16 protein-coding genes are annotated in these 18,836 nt (G+C 32.5%); 5 read left to right on the plus strand and 11 right to left on the minus strand.

The features are described 5' to 3' along the window. Nucleotides 1-93: 93 nt before the first annotated feature. The 5 genes from G5V56_RS07735 to G5V56_RS07755 all read right to left on the minus strand — a co-directional run bounded on the left by G5V56_RS07735 (nucleotide 94) and on the right by G5V56_RS07755 (nucleotide 7,772). A complete protein-coding gene (locus tag G5V56_RS07735) occupies nucleotides 94-2,364 on the minus strand; it encodes an aconitate hydratase (RefSeq protein ID WP_166963544.1) in 2,271 nt (756 codons plus the stop codon). A 196-nt stretch (nucleotides 2,365-2,560) separates the two neighbouring features. Beyond that, nucleotides 2,561-3,514, minus strand: coding sequence for an AAA family ATPase (locus G5V56_RS07740; protein WP_166963546.1), 954 nt, complete (start codon nucleotides 3,512-3,514; stop codon nucleotides 2,561-2,563). A gap of 3 nt (nucleotides 3,515-3,517) precedes the next feature. Continuing rightward, on the minus strand, nucleotides 3,518-5,008 hold the full coding sequence (locus G5V56_RS07745; RefSeq protein ID WP_166963548.1) for a peptidylprolyl isomerase: 1,491 nt from the start codon (nucleotides 5,006-5,008) through the stop codon (nucleotides 3,518-3,520). Beyond that, nucleotides 4,971-5,819 (minus strand): peptidyl-prolyl cis-trans isomerase, encoded by an 849-nt coding sequence (locus tag G5V56_RS07750; protein ID WP_240911243.1) that lies wholly within the window; start codon nucleotides 5,817-5,819, stop codon nucleotides 4,971-4,973. The genes G5V56_RS07745 and G5V56_RS07750 overlap by 38 nt, the downstream gene beginning before the upstream one ends. Then, nucleotides 5,820-7,772: a peptidylprolyl isomerase gene (locus G5V56_RS07755; RefSeq protein ID WP_166963550.1), complete on the minus strand. Its 1,953-nt coding sequence runs from the start codon at nucleotides 7,770-7,772 to the stop codon at nucleotides 5,820-5,822. Nucleotides 7,773-7,895: 123 nt separating this feature from the next. Here G5V56_RS07755 and G5V56_RS07760 point away from each other — a divergent pair, with 123 nt between their 5' ends. The 3 genes from G5V56_RS07760 (at nucleotide 7,896) to G5V56_RS07770 (ending at nucleotide 10,143) form a co-directional block, all read left to right on the plus strand. Next, nucleotides 7,896-8,135, plus strand: a complete 240-nt coding sequence (locus G5V56_RS07760; protein WP_166963552.1) for a hypothetical protein — start codon at nucleotides 7,896-7,898, stop codon at nucleotides 8,133-8,135. Between the two features lie 97 nt (nucleotides 8,136-8,232). Then, entirely contained in the window at nucleotides 8,233-8,880 is a 648-nt protein-coding gene (locus tag G5V56_RS07765; RefSeq protein WP_166963554.1) for a cobalamin B12-binding domain-containing protein, read from the plus strand. A 105-nt stretch (nucleotides 8,881-8,985) separates the two neighbouring features. Beyond that, nucleotides 8,986-10,143: a sensor histidine kinase gene (locus tag G5V56_RS07770; RefSeq protein WP_166963556.1), complete on the plus strand. Its 1,158-nt coding sequence runs from the start codon at nucleotides 8,986-8,988 to the stop codon at nucleotides 10,141-10,143. Nucleotides 10,144-10,186: 43 nt separating this feature from the next. On the opposite strand, the gene guaB is transcribed toward G5V56_RS07770, so the two are convergent. From guaB to G5V56_RS07795, 5 genes are all read right to left on the minus strand, one after another. Continuing rightward, on the minus strand, nucleotides 10,187-11,659 hold the full coding sequence (guaB, locus tag G5V56_RS07775) for an IMP dehydrogenase (protein ID WP_166963558.1): 1,473 nt from the start codon (nucleotides 11,657-11,659) through the stop codon (nucleotides 10,187-10,189). Between the two features lie 87 nt (nucleotides 11,660-11,746). Further along, nucleotides 11,747-12,235, minus strand: coding sequence for a hypothetical protein (locus G5V56_RS07780; protein ID WP_166963560.1), 489 nt, complete (start codon nucleotides 12,233-12,235; stop codon nucleotides 11,747-11,749). Then, nucleotides 12,236-12,751, minus strand: a complete 516-nt coding sequence (locus G5V56_RS07785; protein WP_166963562.1) for an FMN-binding protein — start codon at nucleotides 12,749-12,751, stop codon at nucleotides 12,236-12,238. Nucleotides 12,752-12,835: 84 nt separating this feature from the next. Next, on the minus strand, nucleotides 12,836-14,014 hold the full coding sequence (locus tag G5V56_RS07790; protein WP_166963564.1) for a porin: 1,179 nt from the start codon (nucleotides 14,012-14,014) through the stop codon (nucleotides 12,836-12,838). 107 nt (nucleotides 14,015-14,121) lie between these two features. Then, nucleotides 14,122-14,985 carry a beta/alpha barrel domain-containing protein gene (locus tag G5V56_RS07795; RefSeq protein WP_166963566.1) on the minus strand — a complete coding sequence of 288 codons (864 nt, stop codon included), beginning with the start codon at nucleotides 14,983-14,985 and terminating at the stop codon, nucleotides 14,122-14,124. Between the two features lie 221 nt (nucleotides 14,986-15,206). Between G5V56_RS07795 and G5V56_RS07800 the strand changes: the two genes are divergently transcribed. Then, nucleotides 15,207-16,394: a zinc-dependent metalloprotease gene (locus G5V56_RS07800; protein ID WP_166963569.1), complete on the plus strand. Its 1,188-nt coding sequence runs from the start codon at nucleotides 15,207-15,209 to the stop codon at nucleotides 16,392-16,394. A gap of 3 nt (nucleotides 16,395-16,397) precedes the next feature. Here G5V56_RS07800 and G5V56_RS07805 read toward each other — a convergent pair whose 3' ends face one another. Then, nucleotides 16,398-17,432 (minus strand): quinone-dependent dihydroorotate dehydrogenase, encoded by a 1,035-nt coding sequence (locus G5V56_RS07805; protein ID WP_166963571.1) that lies wholly within the window; start codon nucleotides 17,430-17,432, stop codon nucleotides 16,398-16,400. Nucleotides 17,433-17,588: 156 nt separating this feature from the next. Between G5V56_RS07805 and pepT the strand changes: the two genes are divergently transcribed. Then, on the plus strand, nucleotides 17,589-18,836 hold the full coding sequence (gene pepT, locus G5V56_RS07810; RefSeq protein ID WP_166963573.1) for a peptidase T: 1,248 nt from the start codon (nucleotides 17,589-17,591) through the stop codon (nucleotides 18,834-18,836).

Raw genomic sequence — 18,836 nt, forward strand, 5'->3', positions numbered from 1 at the left:
GGTAAAAATACAATTATAAAAAGTTTTATTTCAAGCTATAAAACAAAAAATCCAGCTTTTTAGCTGGATTTTTCATATGTTGATAATCATTAATTATGATGCATTTTGCTTTTTAATTAAATTTAAAGCAGAACCTTCTTTATACCATGCTATTTGCGCATCGTTATACGTATGATTTAATTTAATTATATCTTTACTTCCATCAGCATGAACTGCTTCTAAAGTTAAAGGCTTATCTGGAGCAAACTCATTTAAATCTAGGAAGTTAAATGTATCGTCTTCTTGAATTAAATCATAGTCATTTTCATTTGCAAATGTTAAACCTAACATTCCTTGTTTTTTAAGGTTTGTTTCGTGAATACGCGCAAAAGATTTTACAATAACGGCCGCGACACCTAAATGTCTTGGCTCCATAGCTGCGTGCTCACGAGAAGACCCCTCACCGTAATTATGATCTCCTACTACAATACTTTTAACGCCTGCAGCTTTGTACGCTCTTGCAGTGTCTGGAACACCGCCATACTCACCTGTTAATTGGTTTTTAACAAAATTTGTCTTTTCACCAAATGCATTGACAGCTCCAATTAAGCAGTTATTAGAAATATTATCTAAATGACCTCGAAAACGTAACCAAGGACCAGCCATAGAAATGTGATCTGTTGTACATTTTCCGTATGCTTTTATTAATAATTTAGCTCCCTTTATTGTGTCACCAATTGGTTCAAATGGTGTCAACAATTGTAATCTTTCTGAATCTTCTGCTACTTTAACCTGCACATGGCTTCCATCTGCTTCTGGTGCTAAATATCCATTCTCTTTAACTTCGAAACCTTTTGGTGGTAATTCCCATCCTGTTGGCTCGTCGAACTTAACTTCTTGTCCGTCTTCATTAATCAAGGTATCTGTCATAGGATTAAAATCCAAACGACCTGCAATAGCAATAGCAGCCGTAATCTCTGGAGACGCTACAAAAGCATGTGTGTTTGGGTTACCATCAGCACGCTTGGCAAAGTTTCTATTAAAAGAATGTACTATACTATTTTTAGGAGCGTTTTTTGGATCGCTATATCTTGCCCACTGACCAATACAAGGCCCACACGCATTAGTAAATATTGTTGCACCTAATTTTTCAAAAACTTGAATAATACCATCACGATCAGCAGTATAACGTACTTGTTCTGAGCCTGGATTAATTCCAAATTCAGCTTTAGTTTTTAATTTTTTATCTAAAGCTTGTTGCGCAATCGATGATGCACGTGATAAATCTTCGTAAGATGAGTTAGTACACGACCCTATTAAGCCCCATTCTACGGCTAATGGCCAATCGTTATCTGTTGCCTTTTTTGTCATATCTCTGCCAACAGGTGTTGATAAGTCTGGAGTGAAAGGCCCGTTTAGTAAAGGGCTTAACTCTGATAGATTGATTTCGATAACTTCATCAAAATATTGCTCAGGATTTGCATATACTTCAGGATCACCAGTTAAATACTCTTTTACTGCATTTGCAGCATCGGCTACATCAGCTCTATCCGTAGAACGTAAATAACGCTCCATAGACTCATCATATCCAAAAGTTGACGTAGTAGCTCCTATTTCAGCTCCCATGTTACAAATAGTACCTTTACCAGTACACGACATAGAAAGTGCGCCTTCACCAAAATACTCAACAATAGCACCCGTTCCACCTTTTACTGTAAGAATATCTGCTACCTTCAAAATAACATCTTTTGGTGCTGTCCAACCTGAAAGTTTACCTGTTAATTTAACACCAATAAGTTTAGGAAATTTCAATTCCCAAGCCATACCAGCCATTACATCAACGGCATCTGCTCCTCCAACTCCAATGGCTACCATTCCTAGACCTCCTGCGTTTACAGTGTGTGAATCTGTACCTATCATCATTCCACCAGGAAATGCATAATTTTCTAATACAACCTGATGAATAATACCTGCACCTGGTTTCCAGAAACCGATACCATATTTATTTGAAACTGATTCTAAAAAGTTAAACACTTCACTACTTACGCTATTTGCGTTTTTTAAATCGACAGCAGCTCCATCTTTTGCTTGTATCAGGTGATCGCAATGTACCGTTGTAGGCACAGCTACTTTAGGCTTACCAGCTTGCATGAATTGCAACAAAGCCATTTGTGCTGTTGCATCTTGACACGCAATTCTATCGGGAGCAAAATCTACATAATCTTTACCTCTGGTAAAAGCTTTTGTTGGATTCCCATCCCAAAGATGGTTGTATAATATTTTTTCAGAGAGCGTCAACGGTTTTCCTACTACTTCACGAGCCTTATCAACGCGTTCTGCCATTTTGGTGTAAACACCTTTAATCATGTCGATGTCAAATGCCATATGTTTTGTTTTAGTTTTGTGTTTTAAAAAGTGTTGCGAAATTACGAAATTATTACAAAGTTTTAAAAATAAACTCGCTAATCCAATCGTACTTTATATTAATTTTTAATATAGCTATAATAAATTAATATGATTGTATTATTATCATCAATTCAATAAAAAAATGGTGATTTATCAATATAGAAATTAAAGGGTTTTAAAACAAGCTCTTAATAATTTGGTCGTCTGTGATTCCCTCTGCTTCTGCTTTATAGTTTTTTATAATTCGATGTCTTAGAATACTACTTGAAACGGCTTGAACGTCTTCAATATCTGGAGAAAATTTACCATGAATAGCTGCGTGGGTTTTTGCGGCTAAAATTAAGTTTTGTGAGGCACGAGGACCTGCTCCCCAATCTAAATAGTTTTTAACTAAATCGGTAGCAGATTTTCCATTTGGTCTAGTTTTGCTTACCATAGACACCGCGTATTCAATAACATTATCAGCTACAGGAATACGACGAATAAGGTGCTGGAAACCTACGATATCTTCAGCCGTAAACAAGGCATTAATCTGTTGTTTTGAATCTGTAGTTGTAGACTTTACTACTTGTACCTCCTCTTCAAATGATGGATAATCTAAATTAACCGCAAACATAAAACGATCTAATTGCGCCTCTGGTAAAGGATACGTTCCTTCTTGCTCAATAGGGTTTTGCGTTGCCAAAACAAAATAGGGTAAACTTAATTCATAATGATGCCCAGAAACGGTAACCGCACGCTCCTGCATAGCTTCCAATAAGGCTGCTTGCGTTTTTGGAGGTGTTCTGTTAATCTCATCGGCTAAAATAATATTTGAAAAAATAGGCCCTTTTACAAAATGAAAATGTCTGTTCTCATCTAAAATTTCACTTCCTAAAATATCACTAGGCATTAAATCTGGCGTAAACTGAATACGTTTAAAATCTAACCCAAGTGCTTGAGCAATCGTGTTTACCATTAAGGTTTTAGCCAATCCTGGCACTCCTATTAGTAAGGAATGACCACCTGAGAAAATTGAAATCAATATTTGGTTTACAACTTCATCTTGACCAATGATTATTTTGGCAATTTCAGTTTTTAAATCTTGATATCGTTTTACAAATTGTTCTACGGCTGCTACGTCAGACATATATTATTTTTTTAACCAATTATTAGTAAAATCACAATCTTTATACGAATCACCAATTTTAATATAAGTATCCTTAATTTTTTCCTTTTGCCATGCTTCGATGGCCTTTATTTTTTTCTCGTTAAGCGCTTGCTCTTTTATTTTTAAATAATCACGAGCATAATTAGCTTCGTGCTCATCTATTCTATCAGTGACGGTCAATATTTTAAATTTAATTTTCCCGGTTCTATCTTGTTCTGTTTGCACCAAACTGACTTCTCCATCTTTTAAATTTTGAATTTGAGAATATAATTCCGGATCCATTTTTGTTAATTCAAAATTATAATCTTGTGTCTTAGGATTAATAAGTTGTCCACCATCTGCACGTGTTTCTTTTTCATCACTAGATTCTTTAGCAGCATCTGCAAAGGAGATATCACCATCAACAATACGCTGTCTTATTTTTTCAATACGCTCTTTAGCTTCTTTAATAGCTTCATCAGACACTTTTGGTATTAAAAGTATATGCCTAACATCGTACTCTTCTCCTCTAATCTTTTCACAATAGATAATATGAAAACCAAAATCTGTTTCAAAAGGTTCTGAAATTTCTCCTTCTTGAAGTGAAAAAGCTACTTGTCTAAATTCCTTAACCATTCTAGGCTTCTTTCTATTCAAAACATATTTACCGCCAGTACTTATTGATGCTTTATCATCAGAATACAACACTACTTTAGAACGAAAACTTGCCCCATTTTCTAACACATCTGCTCTAAATTGTTTTAATTGATCGATAACACGTTGTTTTTCTTCTTCAGATACTTTTGGCTCAACAACTATTTGAGCAACCTTAAGTTCTGTGCCAAATGTTGGTCGTTGATCTTTAGGTATCTTATTAAAAAATTCTCTTACTTCTTCTGGAGTAATTTCAACATCTTCAACAATTTTAGCCTGCATTTTTCTTGACAATTCATTGTTTTTATTGATTTCGAACATTTCCTCTCTTAGACTTTTTTCATCTGGTTTGTCATACAACTTTAACAACTTGTCTATCGAGCCATTTGTGGATTGCAAAAACTGCTCTATTTGATAATCTATATTTTGGCGAATTTCAGCATCAGACACTGGTATACTATCTTGTATGGCATGATGCGCATATAATTTGCTTTCTAACAAACTACCAAATAGTTCACATCTAGATATATTTGATATATCTATACCTTGTGCTTTATATTCTTCGTATGCCTTATCAATATCGGAATCTAAAATGATAAAATCTCCTACTACGGCGGCTACACCATCTACTTTTTGAGGTTTCAATGGATTAACAGAGTCTTTGAGCTGCTCTTTAGTTTCTGTTTTTAGTGAATCAATTACAGGTCTTATTGTATCTTTTGTTTCATCCTGAATAATCTCTTGCGCACATATAACCTGCCCAGATAGCATTGTTATAAATAAAAATAATATGTATTTCAAATTAATTGTAAATTTCGAATTGATTGTTTTTAATAGCATCCTTTGTGATATCTTTTTCTAATTTTTTAATGAGTTCTAATTTCCTTTTGTTGATAACAATTTGATCGATAGTTGGCTTTACATACTCTAAAGGCGCCGTATCATTGCGCAACAAAACATCATTAATCTGCATCAAATATACTCCTAATGAATCTTTGAGTTGTACAAAATTAGATTTTTTTAACAGTTCATTTTTGTTTTCTGCATTAATAACTGGAATTTTATCAATGGCTTGACTTACTCGTATCCAAATGGAGTCGTTTAATGAATACGATTTAAACTGAATAGAGATGGAATCTAACTCTCTTTTATCTTCATTATTAAATCTTTTAAACTTTTGTTCTATCTCTTTAAAATCTATAATATCTTCATTAACATGTATATATCTGAATTTTATAAGTTCTTCGTTTAGCTTAAAAACTTCCTTATTGGTTTTGTAATACTCTTCGGCTTCATCAAAACTTACAGTAGTATCTATACTTCTTTCTACTAAAGCCTCTATGTATGCCTTAGTATATAAATCGTTTTTGTACTGCTCTACTAGTTTGTTAAAGGCTTCTTGCTGACTTTCACTTAAATTTAACTTAGCGCCATCTACAAATAATTGTTGTGTTGCCCAACGATTTATAAAGTTTTGAACTATAAGAGTGCTGTCTTCTTTTGGAGTGCCCTCTGATACTAAATCTTTGATATCATTATAGTACAAATATGAATCATTAACCCTAGCCACAGGAACTCTATCATCTGTTTCCTTAAAGAACGAGCATGATGTAATACTGATTAGCAGAACTGTATATAGTATAAATTTCACTTATTGCTTGTTTAATTTTAATTTTACGTGATTTAAGGCTTCTTCATTAATTACCACTTTATATTTATCTTTTAATCCTTGTAACCACTTATGTTCTTTATCGGTTTGGTAATCGCTTATAATCTTTCCTTTTGCTTCTTCAAAGGATTGTTGTGAAGACGGAAAAACGTCTTTAACTTGAACAACAACATAGGAATTATTATGATTGTATATTTTTGAAATTCCCTTTTTAAAAGGGAAATTATTAGGTAATGCTTGATTTTGATTGTCCATAACACCTACCGTAAACATAACATTTACTTTATTGTTGGTATTAAATGTTTGTTTGATAGTCTCTAAATCGATGTTTTTCTTTAACAGTTTTGCTGCCTTTTTTAAAATTTTTTCGTTTGCTGAAGAAGCTACAATAGCATCTATTCTATCAGGCCATCTGTAATTATCTTTATGACTATTGTAATAGGTTTTAATTTCAGTTGTATCTGTTTTAGACGCATTCCAAATAGTAGATTCCATTAAATCGAAGAGTAATAACCCTTCACGATATTCACTTATTATGCTGGCAAAATCCTTATTTTCTGTTTCTAAATGATCTTCTTGATATTTAATTAAATTCTTTTTCAAAAACATATTGTATTCTTTTGCAACAAGTTCCTTAAAGGATGCTTTTTGAGCAATTCGTTGACTTTTTAGTAGCTGATTTGCAAAATCCTGAAAAGTTAACTGCTTCTCTCCTATTTTTATTAATGGCTTACTTCCTTGAAAACCCTCCGGGAGTTCCCATGTTTTTTTAAAATAATTGTCGTTTAAAATAGATTCGAAATACCCTAATGCTGGCTGTTCGTCGGTAACTTTATATTTAATTTTCAACTTATCAAACAACGCATCATCAATTAAATGAGAACGATCATCACGTTTAACCTTCATTTCCAATTCTGGCTTCATGTCCTGAAAAGGTTGAATTGGTTTTTTATTTAATAGTTTGATAATATGCCAACCGTATTTTGTTTTAATTGGTTTTGATACGTCTCCTATATTATTTAAACTAAACGCCGTATCCTCAAATACCTGTGAACTTAATTGTCCTCCAGAAAATGGGGCTAGTTTCCCTCCCTTATTTGAAGAACTTGGATCTTCAGAAAATTGTTTAGCTAAGGCTTCAAAATCTTCACCTTGTTGTATTTTTTTATAAATATCGTTTATTCGTGTTTCAGAACTATTAGAAATTGAATCCTCTGGTTTATTAGTAACCATAATATGTGCTACGGTTATTTCTCCTCTTGATTTACGTTTGTCGTATACTTTAAGAATATGATAACCAAAACGTGTTCTAAACGGTTTTGAAATATCTCCTACATTGGTATGATAGGCTGCACTTTCAAAAGGATAGACCATTCTGAATGCTGAAAAATAACCCAAATCTTCACCAAAAACCGTTTGTCCATTATGCACTTCTTTTCTAACCTTATCAAATCCTTCTTTTAAGGCTCTATTACGCAACTTTACAATATTATTATAGGCAACCAAAGTGTCTTGTGGACTCGCATTTTCTGGCAACCTAATTAATATGTGGCTCACTTTAACTTCGTTTGAAATGCGGTTGTAAGCTTCTTTAACTAAGTCGTCGGTTACTTTTGTATCATTTATAAAATTTTCAGCTAATTGTTTTCTGTAACCATCTAACTCTCTTTTATAAGATGCTTTATTTTGAAGTCCTAAAGAATAAGCTTCTTTAATTTTAAGTTTATAATTAATAAAAAGTGTTAAGTAAGAATTTAAATCACTTTGAGATTCATCTTCAACAAGATTTAAGTTTTTATTGTAAACTTTAATAAACTCTGAACTATATATAGGTTCATCTTGAATTGTAAAAAGTACCTCCTCTGAATTTGACTGTGCACTAGCTTTAAAATAAAATAAAAACAATGCTAAGAGAGGGAAATATTTAAATGTCATTTAAAAAAATTTAGACTATCGATACAAAAATAGTAATATAAAGCCATATTACAAGTTGTTTAACAAAACGGATGTAAGACATCTTTAGTATCTTTGTTTTTTAAATTTATAAGACCACAATTCATGCGGAAATTAAAACTTATATGGGATTTTCGTGGGCCTAACGCACACAAAATTGCGGAGCATCACGAAATTCATCTAAAGCAATATATTACAATTGAAAAATTAGATATTTCCATTACGGGTATTGAAGATCTAAATCCCTTGCATACAATTGCCTTTTTAGTGGTTGACGAAGCGGCTATGAAACCCATTCGCGATGCGCTAAAACCGCATCGCGGGCAGGTTTATAATAATACATAAGCATCACTATTTTGATATTGTTGAGTTAATTAAAACAATTACTTGGCATTCGAAAAATAGTATATTTTTTGTATTTTTATATTAATTTCTTAATCATATGTTGACAATTCGGCTTAAAGACAAAAAGCAAGAATTCCTAAAATTATTACTTGTAGGAAATAAAGCAGGATGTTCTCAATTAATTAGAGAACTGTTTGAAAACAAAATTCCTTTTAAACATATTTATGAAGAGGTATTAAAGTCTTCTTTATATGACATAGGAGAACTTTGGGAATCAAATAAAATTAGTGTTGGAACAGAACATCTTGCATCAGCCATAGTTGAGTCTATTTTAAATGAAGGTTATTCAAGCATTATTTCATCGGATAAGTCTCAAAAAAAAGTACTATTGTGTTGTGTTGAAAATGAGTTTCATCAAATAGGTATAAAAATGGTTGGTACTATGTTCGAATCTCTTGGATGGGACACCTTTTTTCTTGGTACTAATATGCCAACAAAAGACTTAATTGATTTTGCAAAAATTACGAGTCCAGATATTATATCAATTTCTGTTAGTTTGTATTTTCACCTACCGCTATTAGAAACTCTGATTGAAAACATTAGAAGAGAATTTCCTGACACGACTATATTAGTAGGCGGACTGGCTTTTAGGCATGGTGGACAAGAGTTGATTACAAAATATTCAAACATTATTCATCTAAAAGATTTAAACAGTATTGAATTATTCATTCATAATTATAAATAAAATGGAGAAAAATAGGCTGATTGAAAGCGCCACAAGATTAACACCAATTAGTACAGCGAGTGAGTTATTTAGAATATCGAAAAAAACACGGATAATAATACATTAATGCTTAAAAATTGGTCTTCTGAAATATTAGATGCTTTGCTAATAAACAAAGCAATTTGTGTTGCTCTTTTTTCTACTAAAAAAGATTTAATTTTTTCGAATAATGCTTTCGATTCTCTAATAAAAAGCAACGCATGTGACTCCTTTATTAATCCATCATTTGATAAACTGTTAACTCTTGAAAAAAATAATAATAATTTGATATTTGAAGGATATTTAACAATAGGCGAATATAATTCAGTTAACTACTCAATAGATGCAAAAATTTTTAAAAAAGAAGATTCAATCCTTTTAATTGGGGGCTCTGATTCTGTTCAGAATTTAACTCAGAATAAAACGTTACATTTATTAGTAAGTGAAGTGTCTAATCTTCAAAGAGAATCATTAAATAAAAATTCAGCGCTTAACAATACGTTAGCAAAATTAAATGAAGTAAATACAGAATTAATAAAAGTCAATAAAGATAAAGACCGTTTGATGCAAATTATTGCTCATGATTTACGAAGTCCTTTTAATAGTATTTTGGGTTTTTCAGAACTTTTAATAGATAACGGTAGAGACTATGACTTTTCAGAATCAGAGAAGTTTTTACAAATAATAAATACATCTGCTAAAAACACCTTATCGTTATTAGAAAATTTATTAAACTGGGGCAAGTCTCAATCAGGAGAAATTAAATTTGTGCCTACCAAACTATTATTATCAAATATCATAAAAGAAATAATAGAAATTTCTAACTCAACAGCTGAACTTAAAAATATAAAATTAGATGTTGATACCGACGCTAATCTTGAAATTTATGCAGATAAGAATATGTTGGATACCGTTTTGCGAAATCTTATTTCTAATGCCATTAAATTTACAAATACAGGTGGATATGTAAAAGTATCGGCCATTTCAGACCACAATCAAATACAAATTTCGGTTTCGGATAACGGGGTTGGAATGCAAAGAGAAATTTACAGTAAATTATTTGATATTGAATCTAATATTTCAACAAGAGGAACGGCAAACGAAAATGGAAGTGGTTTAGGTTTAATACTTTGTAAAGAGCTTATAGAAAAGCACCAAGGTGAAATTTGGGTTGAAAGCGAAATAGGTAAAGGAAGTACCTTTATATTTACACTTCCGAATGACATACATAAAACGGCCTCTTAATATTTTTAAATCAGAACTATTTTAATAATTTTATTTTTTAAATCTATCTTGAATAATTAGGAGACTCATTGGTAATAGTTACATCATGTGGATGACTTTCATTGATGCCACTCGCTGTAATTTTTATAAAGCGTCCGTTTTCTTTTAAAGCCTCAATATCTTTAGCACCACAATAGCCCATACCAGCTCGTAAGCCACCTATAAACTGATGAATACTTTCATATAAATCACCTTTATAAGGCACTCGCCCTACAATACCTTCTGGAACTAACTTTTTAATATCGTCTTCAACATCTTGAAAATATCGGTCTTTACTACCTTGTTTCATAGCTTCTACAGAACCCATTCCTCGATAAGACTTAAATTTACGTCCTTCATAAATAATGGTTTCCCCGGGCGATTCTTTAGTACCTGCCAATAACGAGCCAAGCATAACACAATCTGCACCAGCAGCAATAGCTTTTGGAATATCTCCTGTATAACGAATACCTCCATCGGCAATGACTGGAACACCAGTTCCTTTAAGAGCTGCAGCAACTTCTAATACTGCCGAAAACTGCGGAAAACCAACACCAGCAATGACTCTTGTAGTACAAATTGATCCTGGGCCAATCCCTACTTTAACGGCATCTGCACCTGCCTCTACCAAATATCTAGCAGCATCTGCAGTGGCTATATTTCCAACAATAACATCTAATTCTGGGAATTTTGATTTGATATCTTTTAAAACCGAAACTACACCTTTTGTATGCCCATGAGCCGTATCAATAACAACCGCATCAACTCCAGCTTGCACCAAAGCTTCAGCTCGTTCTAAAGCATCAGCTGTCACTCCAATAGCAGCAGCAACACGCAAACGACCATACTCATCCTTGTTAGCGTTTGGTTTTTGACTCAATTTAGTAATATCTCTAAAGGTTATTAGCCCAGATAATTTATAATTGTCATCAACGATGAGTAGTTTTTCTATTTTATGTTCCTGTAGAATGATTTCTGCATCTTTTAACGAGGTTCCCACTGACGCTGTTACTAAGTTTTCACTTGTCATTACTTCAATAATAGGTCGTTTCTTTTCATGCTCGAAACGCAAATCACGATTGGTAACAATACCTTTTAAAGTGCCATCTTCAGCAATAATAGGAATACCACCAATACTATGCTCTGCCATACTTTGTTTAGCATCAAAAACTGTGGCGGTTAATGGCAATGTTACTGGATCTATAATCATACCGCTTTCGGCACGTTTAACACGTCTTACTTTTAAAGCTTGCGCCTCAATAGTCATGTTTTTGTGTAATACACCAATACCACCTTCCTGAGCCATAGCAATAGCCATTTTACTCTCAGTTACCGTATCCATTGCAGCCGAAATAACGGGAACATTAATAGTAATATTTCTTGTGAATTTTGTTTGAATATTGACTTCTCGTGGAAGTACTTCAGAAAAAGCAGGAACTAATAGAACGTCATCGTAAGTAAGTCCTTCTCCTAAAATTTTATTTTGATGTGCGGTCATGATGCAATTAGGTTATAATTGCGTGCAAATGTACAACTAATTTGAGATATTTTATTTTTTATACAAACCTTTAACCTTTTTTTAATGTTACTGCTTTTTAAGTAATTGTTTTAAAATAATAATGACAGAACCTGTAAAGGACAAAGTCATTAATGTCCCCGAAATCATTACAATATATTTCATCCAAATAATGCCTTCCCAAAGCATAAACAATCCTCCAAAAGTTAATAATACAGATAAAAGAGGTTCCGTCATTAAAAATAGTTTGAGTTTTTTGGGAAGTTTTGTAATAGAAATAAGAATGCCAAGTAAAAAGAAAATAACGGACATTGATAAGATATGAGAATGCACTATAGATAACATTTCTTTATCACTTTTTTTAAACTTCATAACCTCAGCGCTCTCATTATCTTCATTACCTAAATATTGTTCCTCTATGCCATTTGGGTCTACTGATGATGTTTCTCCAACAAATAGTAACCCTGAAAAGAAGCCAATACTTAACACTATAACAAATACAGCTATTAACAACTTAAGTTCTTTAGGTAACTTATATATAAATCCGTTTAATTGCATTTATAAAATATTTTGTTTGTGAAGAATTTGTATTGATTTCAAAAAATTATTGATGGATTCTGTAAATGATCTTACCGAAATGGTAGCGCCAGAAATAGCTATAATATCTTGCCCATATTTCAAATTATCATCTTGTGTTTTCCCTATGAATTGTTTTAACCACCGCTTACTTCCTATCTCTCCACCATATTCTTCTCGATAAATTAAAACTTTTGTTTTAATAACGACTAAGTCTTTATCTAGTAATACTAAATAGTCAAATAGCGCTGTTTTACTTGCTGCCTGAGATACATAGGCATACCCATAAAAGGTTTCTTTAGAGATAATTTTAAACAAATTATCTTTACCAAACTCAGATGGTAATGTTTTTGAAATAGCAGGATCAATTGAAACTCCAATAATTTCAAAGTCTTCAATTTCGAATGTGCTTTCAATTTCTTTAAACACCTTTTTTTCAATATTCTTTGGCAGGCCATTAAATAATATTATGAATGTAATCAATAAAATGTATTTCATATTTAGTAATATAATAAAATTTAACTTTACAAATTACAGCATCATATGGTTAAGGACTATATGATGCTGTTATATTGATAAGCATTAAAACCAAACTCCTATTCCAAAATTCAATCGGTTATCTACTTTAGATCCTGCTAAAGCATTATTTCTAAACTGATAATCACCTTTAAACACAACCCCAGGCGCAATATGATAACTTAATCCTGTTGTTAAATCATTTCTGTTATACGCATCGTTTCTAGGTAGTAAACCAGCAGTCTCTGCATGTGTATCATACTGTTCGTATCTAACAAAGGCGAACAAACGCTGTTGTTTTGATGTTGGTAACAAATTGTAAGCCCCTTCTAAATACCAGCCTTGTAAGGCACTACCTAAATCGTTTCCTGTTAAATCATTATAGGAATCTGTACCTGAAAGAGAACCATATACATACTGACCTCTTGCTGTAAAACGTTGATAAGCATAGCGCATATCTAACCCTACCATTGAAATACCAATATTAGCTCCAGCTATGTCTTCAACATCATCGTCTGCTTGGGTATCTCCAAAATATCCTGATAAACCTAATCTTAAGCCTGGTAACCCATAATAATCAAACTTAACTGATAAGGTTGGGCTATCAATAGTAGACTGAATTCCTTTTTGCCTGCCCCCTCGCAAAGCATTTGAACCTTTAAGAACACCGTTTACACCACCCTGACCATCAAAAGATGTAGATTTAAAACCATTAAAAACATAAGCTTGGTAGCCTAAAGACAAATTATTAAACCTACCTGCTATACCAAAACCAATTTCTCTCCAGGTAGTTGGGACAATTACATTGTCAACGCTTGGTCTTTCTACTCCATTAAACGTCGTTGGCTCATGAAATTCATTAATAATACCAAAAGGGACTAACATTAACCCCCCACGAAGACTGACATTAGATGCCAATGAGTAATTAACAAAAGCTTGTTCAATATAAACTTCTTCAACATGCTCAAATTCAACTTCCGTTACAAACTGCGTTTTATCATTAAATTTATACCCAAAAAGAAGCACTAAACGTTGTACATCTAATTCTCCATTTTTACTTTCAGGTTGGTTATATGTTAATTCTCCATAAGCTCCTACTATGACAGATTTGCCATAATTACCAGACAAGATACTCTGAGCTGCATTTTGTTGTTTTTGTGGATCAAAAGTTATAGAATCTCTAACGGTTTGAGCAAACGTAAATGTACTTACTAATACTAATAAGATTGTTGTTTTAGTTTTCATTTGTTTTTATTTAGACTAATTATAAATAATGTTATTTTTAGCCGCAAATATAAAACAGAAAACCAATATCACAAACCTTATTTAGAATTATTTTAAATAAAATTTATCTAATGATAAAATTTAAAGATCTTACTAGCTTCATTGTAAGCGCTTTCAAAACTTAAAGCATTTAAGGGGTTGGATTGTTTAGATGTAAAATAAGATAATAGTTTTTCTGTAGGCATATTTCCAGTAAGTTCATCTTTTGCCATAGGACATCCTCCAAATCCTTGAATGGCGCCATCAAAACGTTTACATCCTGATTTGTATGCTGCATCCACCTTTTCAAACCAACTAGAAGCTACAGTGTGTAAATGAGCTCCAAACTCAATGTTTGGATATAACGGAATTAAGTTTGAAAACAAATAATGAATATTCTCAGCATTCGAACTTCCTATAGTATCGCTTAATGAAACAATATTTACTCCCATTGTACTCAGCTGTTCTGTCCACTGGCCTACTATATCGACATTCCAAGGGTCTCCATAAGGATTTCCAAAGCCCATAGAAATGTATACTACTACCTTTTTATTGGTTTTACTAGCAATATTTAAAATATGTTCAAGAATTACAACTGATTGCGCTATGGTTTTATGCGTATTACGCATTTGAAAATTTTCGGAAATTGAGAAAGGATAGCCTAAATAATCTATTTCTTTATATTGAGAAGCATCTTCAGCACCCCTTTCATTAGCCACTATAGCCAATAATTTACTTGTTGTTTTACTTAAATCCAATTGAGACAATACTTCTGCGGTATCTACCATTTGAGGAATCGCTTTTGGAGAAACAAAACTTCCAAAATCAATGGTATCAAACCCAACTCGTAATAACGATTGAATATACTGTACTTTATTCTTTGTTGGAATAAAATCCTTGATACCTTGCATAGCATCTCTGGGGCATTCAATAATCTTTATTTGTTCAGGCATTAGGTTGCTTCATATAGAGGTGATAAAAATAATATTATTGAATCATATAACACAATAACCTCCAAGGAATTAATTTTCAAGAAGTATCATTTGATTAAAAAACTGTTCTATATTATCATATATCAACAATTTAACAACTAAGAACGAATAAAATCGTTACTGAACGTTTTTTTTACTTCTTTTTTTAATTATCAAATACATTTGATAAACACTTCGCCCCCATGAAAGTTTTTGATATTAATATCAATATTATCTTTTTATCGATACTGTTATCGTTATCCCCTCACCTCTATTCTCAAAATAGTAAGGAAATAGGTTGTGGAACAATCACGACTTCTAAATCTATATCGTTTTATGAATCTATCAATCCTAAATTAGATACTTATAAAAATGAGATTTTAGCTTCCAAAACTTCAGGGACTAAATCGTCTGATTTGGTCAAAAATTCTATTCCAGTTAAAGCGCATATCATACGAACATCTGAAGGAACAGGAGGTCTTACCGTTTCTGAACTTGAAGATGCTATAGCTAACGCAAACGCTATTTTTTCTGATGCATTAATGGAATTTACACTAGCGGATGACATAGATTATATTGATGATGACGCATTTTATCATTTTAAATCGTGCGATGAAAGTTCGTTAGTTAATGCCCATAATGTTCCAAAAGTTATTAATATTTATTTTGCAGACGATATTAAAAACCCGTCGGATGAAGATATTTGTGGATACACTCATACTGAAAACCGTTCTAACGTTATTTTTATGAAAAATGGCTGTGCGACAAACGGTTCTTCTCTCATTCATGAGTTAGGACATTTTTTCTCATTAATTCATACTCATGGTTTAGATAACAATAAACTAACTGAAGAATTGGTAGATGGTTCAAACTCTGCAACTACAGGTGATTTTATTTCAGATACGCCTGCAGACCCTATGTTAACATCAAAAAACGTTAATAATTTTTGTCACTATGTCGGTTGCCAAACGGATGCTAATGGCGATAAATTTAATCCAGATACAGGAAACATTATGTCGTATTCCATGAAAGGTTGTCGCTCACATTTTTCAAAACAACAACTGGCTAGAATGTATACCTTTTACGAATCTATTAAAGATGATTATTTTGGTGAAGAAACAGACACCTCTATAGCGAGCAATCCAAATTCGGATTCACTAAAAGATGTTAGACTCTATCCAAATCCTATTACTAGTGATTTATTGTATATTAAATTTAATAGCTCTGACCCCATTAAGTATAAAATTACAAATATGCTGGGTCAGACCTATAGTTTAGGTACTCTCACTAATAACAATCAACCAATTAATTTAAGTCGATTAGACGCTGGAACCTACATAATGACGATACAAAATAAAGATTCTAAAATTGTAAAGAAATTTATAAAATAGATTTTAACCTTGTTCGAGTATAGCCTTATTAATTGTTTTAACAAGTTTAGGACCTTCGTAAATAAACCCTGTGTATATCTGAATTAAATCGGCACCAGCATTCAATTTCTCTAGTGCATCATCTGCTGAATGAATACCTCCAACACCAATTATAGGAAATGCTTTTTTACTTTTTTCTGAAAGGTATTTAATAACTTGAGTACTTTTATCTTTAATTGGCTGGCCACTCAGACCTCCATTACCAATGATTTCTAATTGGTCCTTAGGCATTTTTAAACCAGCTCTGTCAACAGAAGTATTACTAGCAATAACGCCATCTAATTTGGTGTCAACCACCAATTGTACAATTTCATCTAACTGTAGATTATTTAAATCTGGAGCTATTTTTAAAAGAATAGGTTTTTGGTTACGAAAAGCGTTATTGGCTAATTGTACTGCTCCGATAAGCTCTTCCAAATAATCTTTATCATTTAGTTTGGCATGACTACCTACATTGGGGCAACTAACGTTCAGCACAAAATAATCAACATAAGGATGGAGTGCATTAAAACATTCTAAATAGTCTTGTGTATAGTCTTCTGGTTTTGTGGCTGTATTTTTACCAATATTACCACCAATAATAACAGTTCCTTTGTTTTTTTTTAAATTACTAATAACCTTTTCAAGACCCGCATTATTAAATCCCATTCTGTTAATAATACCTTGATCTTCCTTCAACCTAAACAAACGCTTTTTAGGATTGCCAGCTTGTCCTTTTGGTGTCACCGTTCCTATTTCTATAAAGCCAAAACCAAAGTTTGCTAATTCATTGTACAAAACGGCATTCTTATCAAAACCAGCTGCTAATCCAACGGGGTTTTTAAATATAAGCCCTAGTAACTTCCTTTCTAGCTTAACATCTTCAATAACAAATAAACTTCTAAAAATTGATTGTACTCCCGGTACTTTAGATAAGCCTTTTATCATTGAAAACGTAAAATGATGAACTTTTTCGGGATCGAAACAAAAAAATAATGGGCGAAGGAGTTGTTTGTACATCAAGTATTATTTGTACAAAAATAGTTTTAAATAAAAAATCAGCCAATTCAAATCACAAAAAAATTAATAATCGTATTTTTGATGTTCTTAAGGGTTTTTTATTTATAACTCTCAAACGAACATTTTTTACTTAAAAACACCTAAAATTCATTTACAATGATTTCAAAAAATCACATTATAAAACGTTTTATTAGTTACGTTACTGTTGACACACAATCAGATCCCAATTCTCAAGAAACACCAAGTACAAAAAAACAATGGGATTTAGCCAATACTCTAGTTAAAGAACTTAAAGAAATTGGATTAGAAGATGCTACCATCGATGAGAATGCTTATATTATGGCAACACTACCCAGTAATGTAGATTACGATGTTCCCACCATAGGCTTTATATCTCATTTTGATACGTCTCCAGATTTTTCTGGAACAAATGTAAACCCACAAATTATTGAAAACTATAACGGAAAAGAAATCGTTTTAAATAAAGAACAAGATATTGTTTTATCACCTGATTATTTTGAAGATTTATTACTTTACAAAGGGCAAACTCTAATTACAACAGATGGCACAACACTCTTGGGAGCTGATGACAAAGCCGGTATTTGCGAAATAGTATCGGCTATGGAATATTTAATACAGCACCCAGAAATAAAACATGGCAACATCCGTGTTGGCTTTACTCCTGATGAGGAAATTGGTCGTGGTGCTCATAAGTTTGATGTAAAAAAATTTGGTGCTGACTGGGCTTACACAATGGATGGAAGTCAAATAGGCGAATTAGAATATGAAAATTTTAATGCGGCCGGAGCCGTTGTAAAGGTAAAAGGAAAAATAGTGCACCCAGGTTATGCCAAAGGCAAAATGATAAACTCGATGTATATTGCTCAAGAATTTATCAACTCCTTACCGCGTTTAGAAACTCCTGAACATACAGAAGGTTACGAAGGTTTTTTCCATTTGCATTCTATAAAAGGAGAAGTTGAAGAAACGGTATTAGAATATATCATAAGAGATCATAGCAGAGATCATTTTGAAGCCAGAAAAGAAGTGATGAGAAAGCTTACTAAAGAACTTAACTCACAATATGGAAGGGAAGTTATCATAACTGAGATAAAAGACCAATATTACAATATGAAAGAGAAAGTAGAACCTGTTAAGCATATTGTTGATATTGCTGAAAAAGCCATGAAAGAACTAAATATAAAGCCTCTTATTAAAGCCATTCGTGGTGGAACAGATGGTTCTCAGCTAAGCTATATGGGCTTACCTTGTCCAAATATTTTTGCTGGTGGACATAATTTTCATGGTCGCTATGAATATGTGCCTGTAGAAAGTATGATAAAAGCAACAGAAGTTATTTGTAAAATTGCAGAATTAACAGCTCAAAAAAAGATAGCTAAATAA

Source organism: Yeosuana marina (genome assembly GCF_011762485.1).
Taxonomy (GTDB): domain Bacteria; phylum Bacteroidota; class Bacteroidia; order Flavobacteriales; family Flavobacteriaceae; genus Yeosuana; species Yeosuana marina.

Bases quoted from the DNA above. Each gene is read 5' to 3' on its own strand.
- G5V56_RS07755 (WP_166963550.1), bottom strand. From the start codon at position 7,772: ATGACATTTAAATATTTCCCTCTCTTAGCATTGTTTTTATTTTATTTT.
- G5V56_RS07800 (WP_166963569.1), top strand. From the start codon at position 15,207: ATGAAAGTTTTTGATATTAATATCAATATTATCTTTTTATCGATACTG.
- guaB (WP_166963558.1), bottom strand. From the start codon at position 11,659: ATGACCGCACATCAAAATAAAATTTTAGGAGAAGGACTTACTTACGAT.
- G5V56_RS07805 (WP_166963571.1), bottom strand. From the start codon at position 17,432: ATGTACAAACAACTCCTTCGCCCATTATTTTTTTGTTTCGATCCCGAA.
- G5V56_RS07740 (WP_166963546.1), bottom strand. From the start codon at position 3,514: ATGTCTGACGTAGCAGCCGTAGAACAATTTGTAAAACGATATCAAGAT.
- pepT (WP_166963573.1), top strand. From the start codon at position 17,589: ATGATTTCAAAAAATCACATTATAAAACGTTTTATTAGTTACGTTACT.
- G5V56_RS07770 (WP_166963556.1), top strand. From the start codon at position 8,986: ATGCTTAAAAATTGGTCTTCTGAAATATTAGATGCTTTGCTAATAAAC.
- G5V56_RS07760 (WP_166963552.1), top strand. From the start codon at position 7,896: ATGCGGAAATTAAAACTTATATGGGATTTTCGTGGGCCTAACGCACAC.
- G5V56_RS07790 (WP_166963564.1), bottom strand. From the start codon at position 14,014: ATGAAAACTAAAACAACAATCTTATTAGTATTAGTAAGTACATTTACG.
- G5V56_RS07785 (WP_166963562.1), bottom strand. From the start codon at position 12,751: ATGAAATACATTTTATTGATTACATTCATAATATTATTTAATGGCCTG.
- G5V56_RS07735 (WP_166963544.1), bottom strand. From the start codon at position 2,364: ATGGCATTTGACATCGACATGATTAAAGGTGTTTACACCAAAATGGCA.
- G5V56_RS07745 (WP_166963548.1), bottom strand. From the start codon at position 5,008: ATGCTATTAAAAACAATCAATTCGAAATTTACAATTAATTTGAAATAC.
- G5V56_RS07780 (WP_166963560.1), bottom strand. From the start codon at position 12,235: ATGCAATTAAACGGATTTATATATAAGTTACCTAAAGAACTTAAGTTG.
- G5V56_RS07765 (WP_166963554.1), top strand. From the start codon at position 8,233: ATGTTGACAATTCGGCTTAAAGACAAAAAGCAAGAATTCCTAAAATTA.
- G5V56_RS07795 (WP_166963566.1), bottom strand. From the start codon at position 14,985: ATGCCTGAACAAATAAAGATTATTGAATGCCCCAGAGATGCTATGCAA.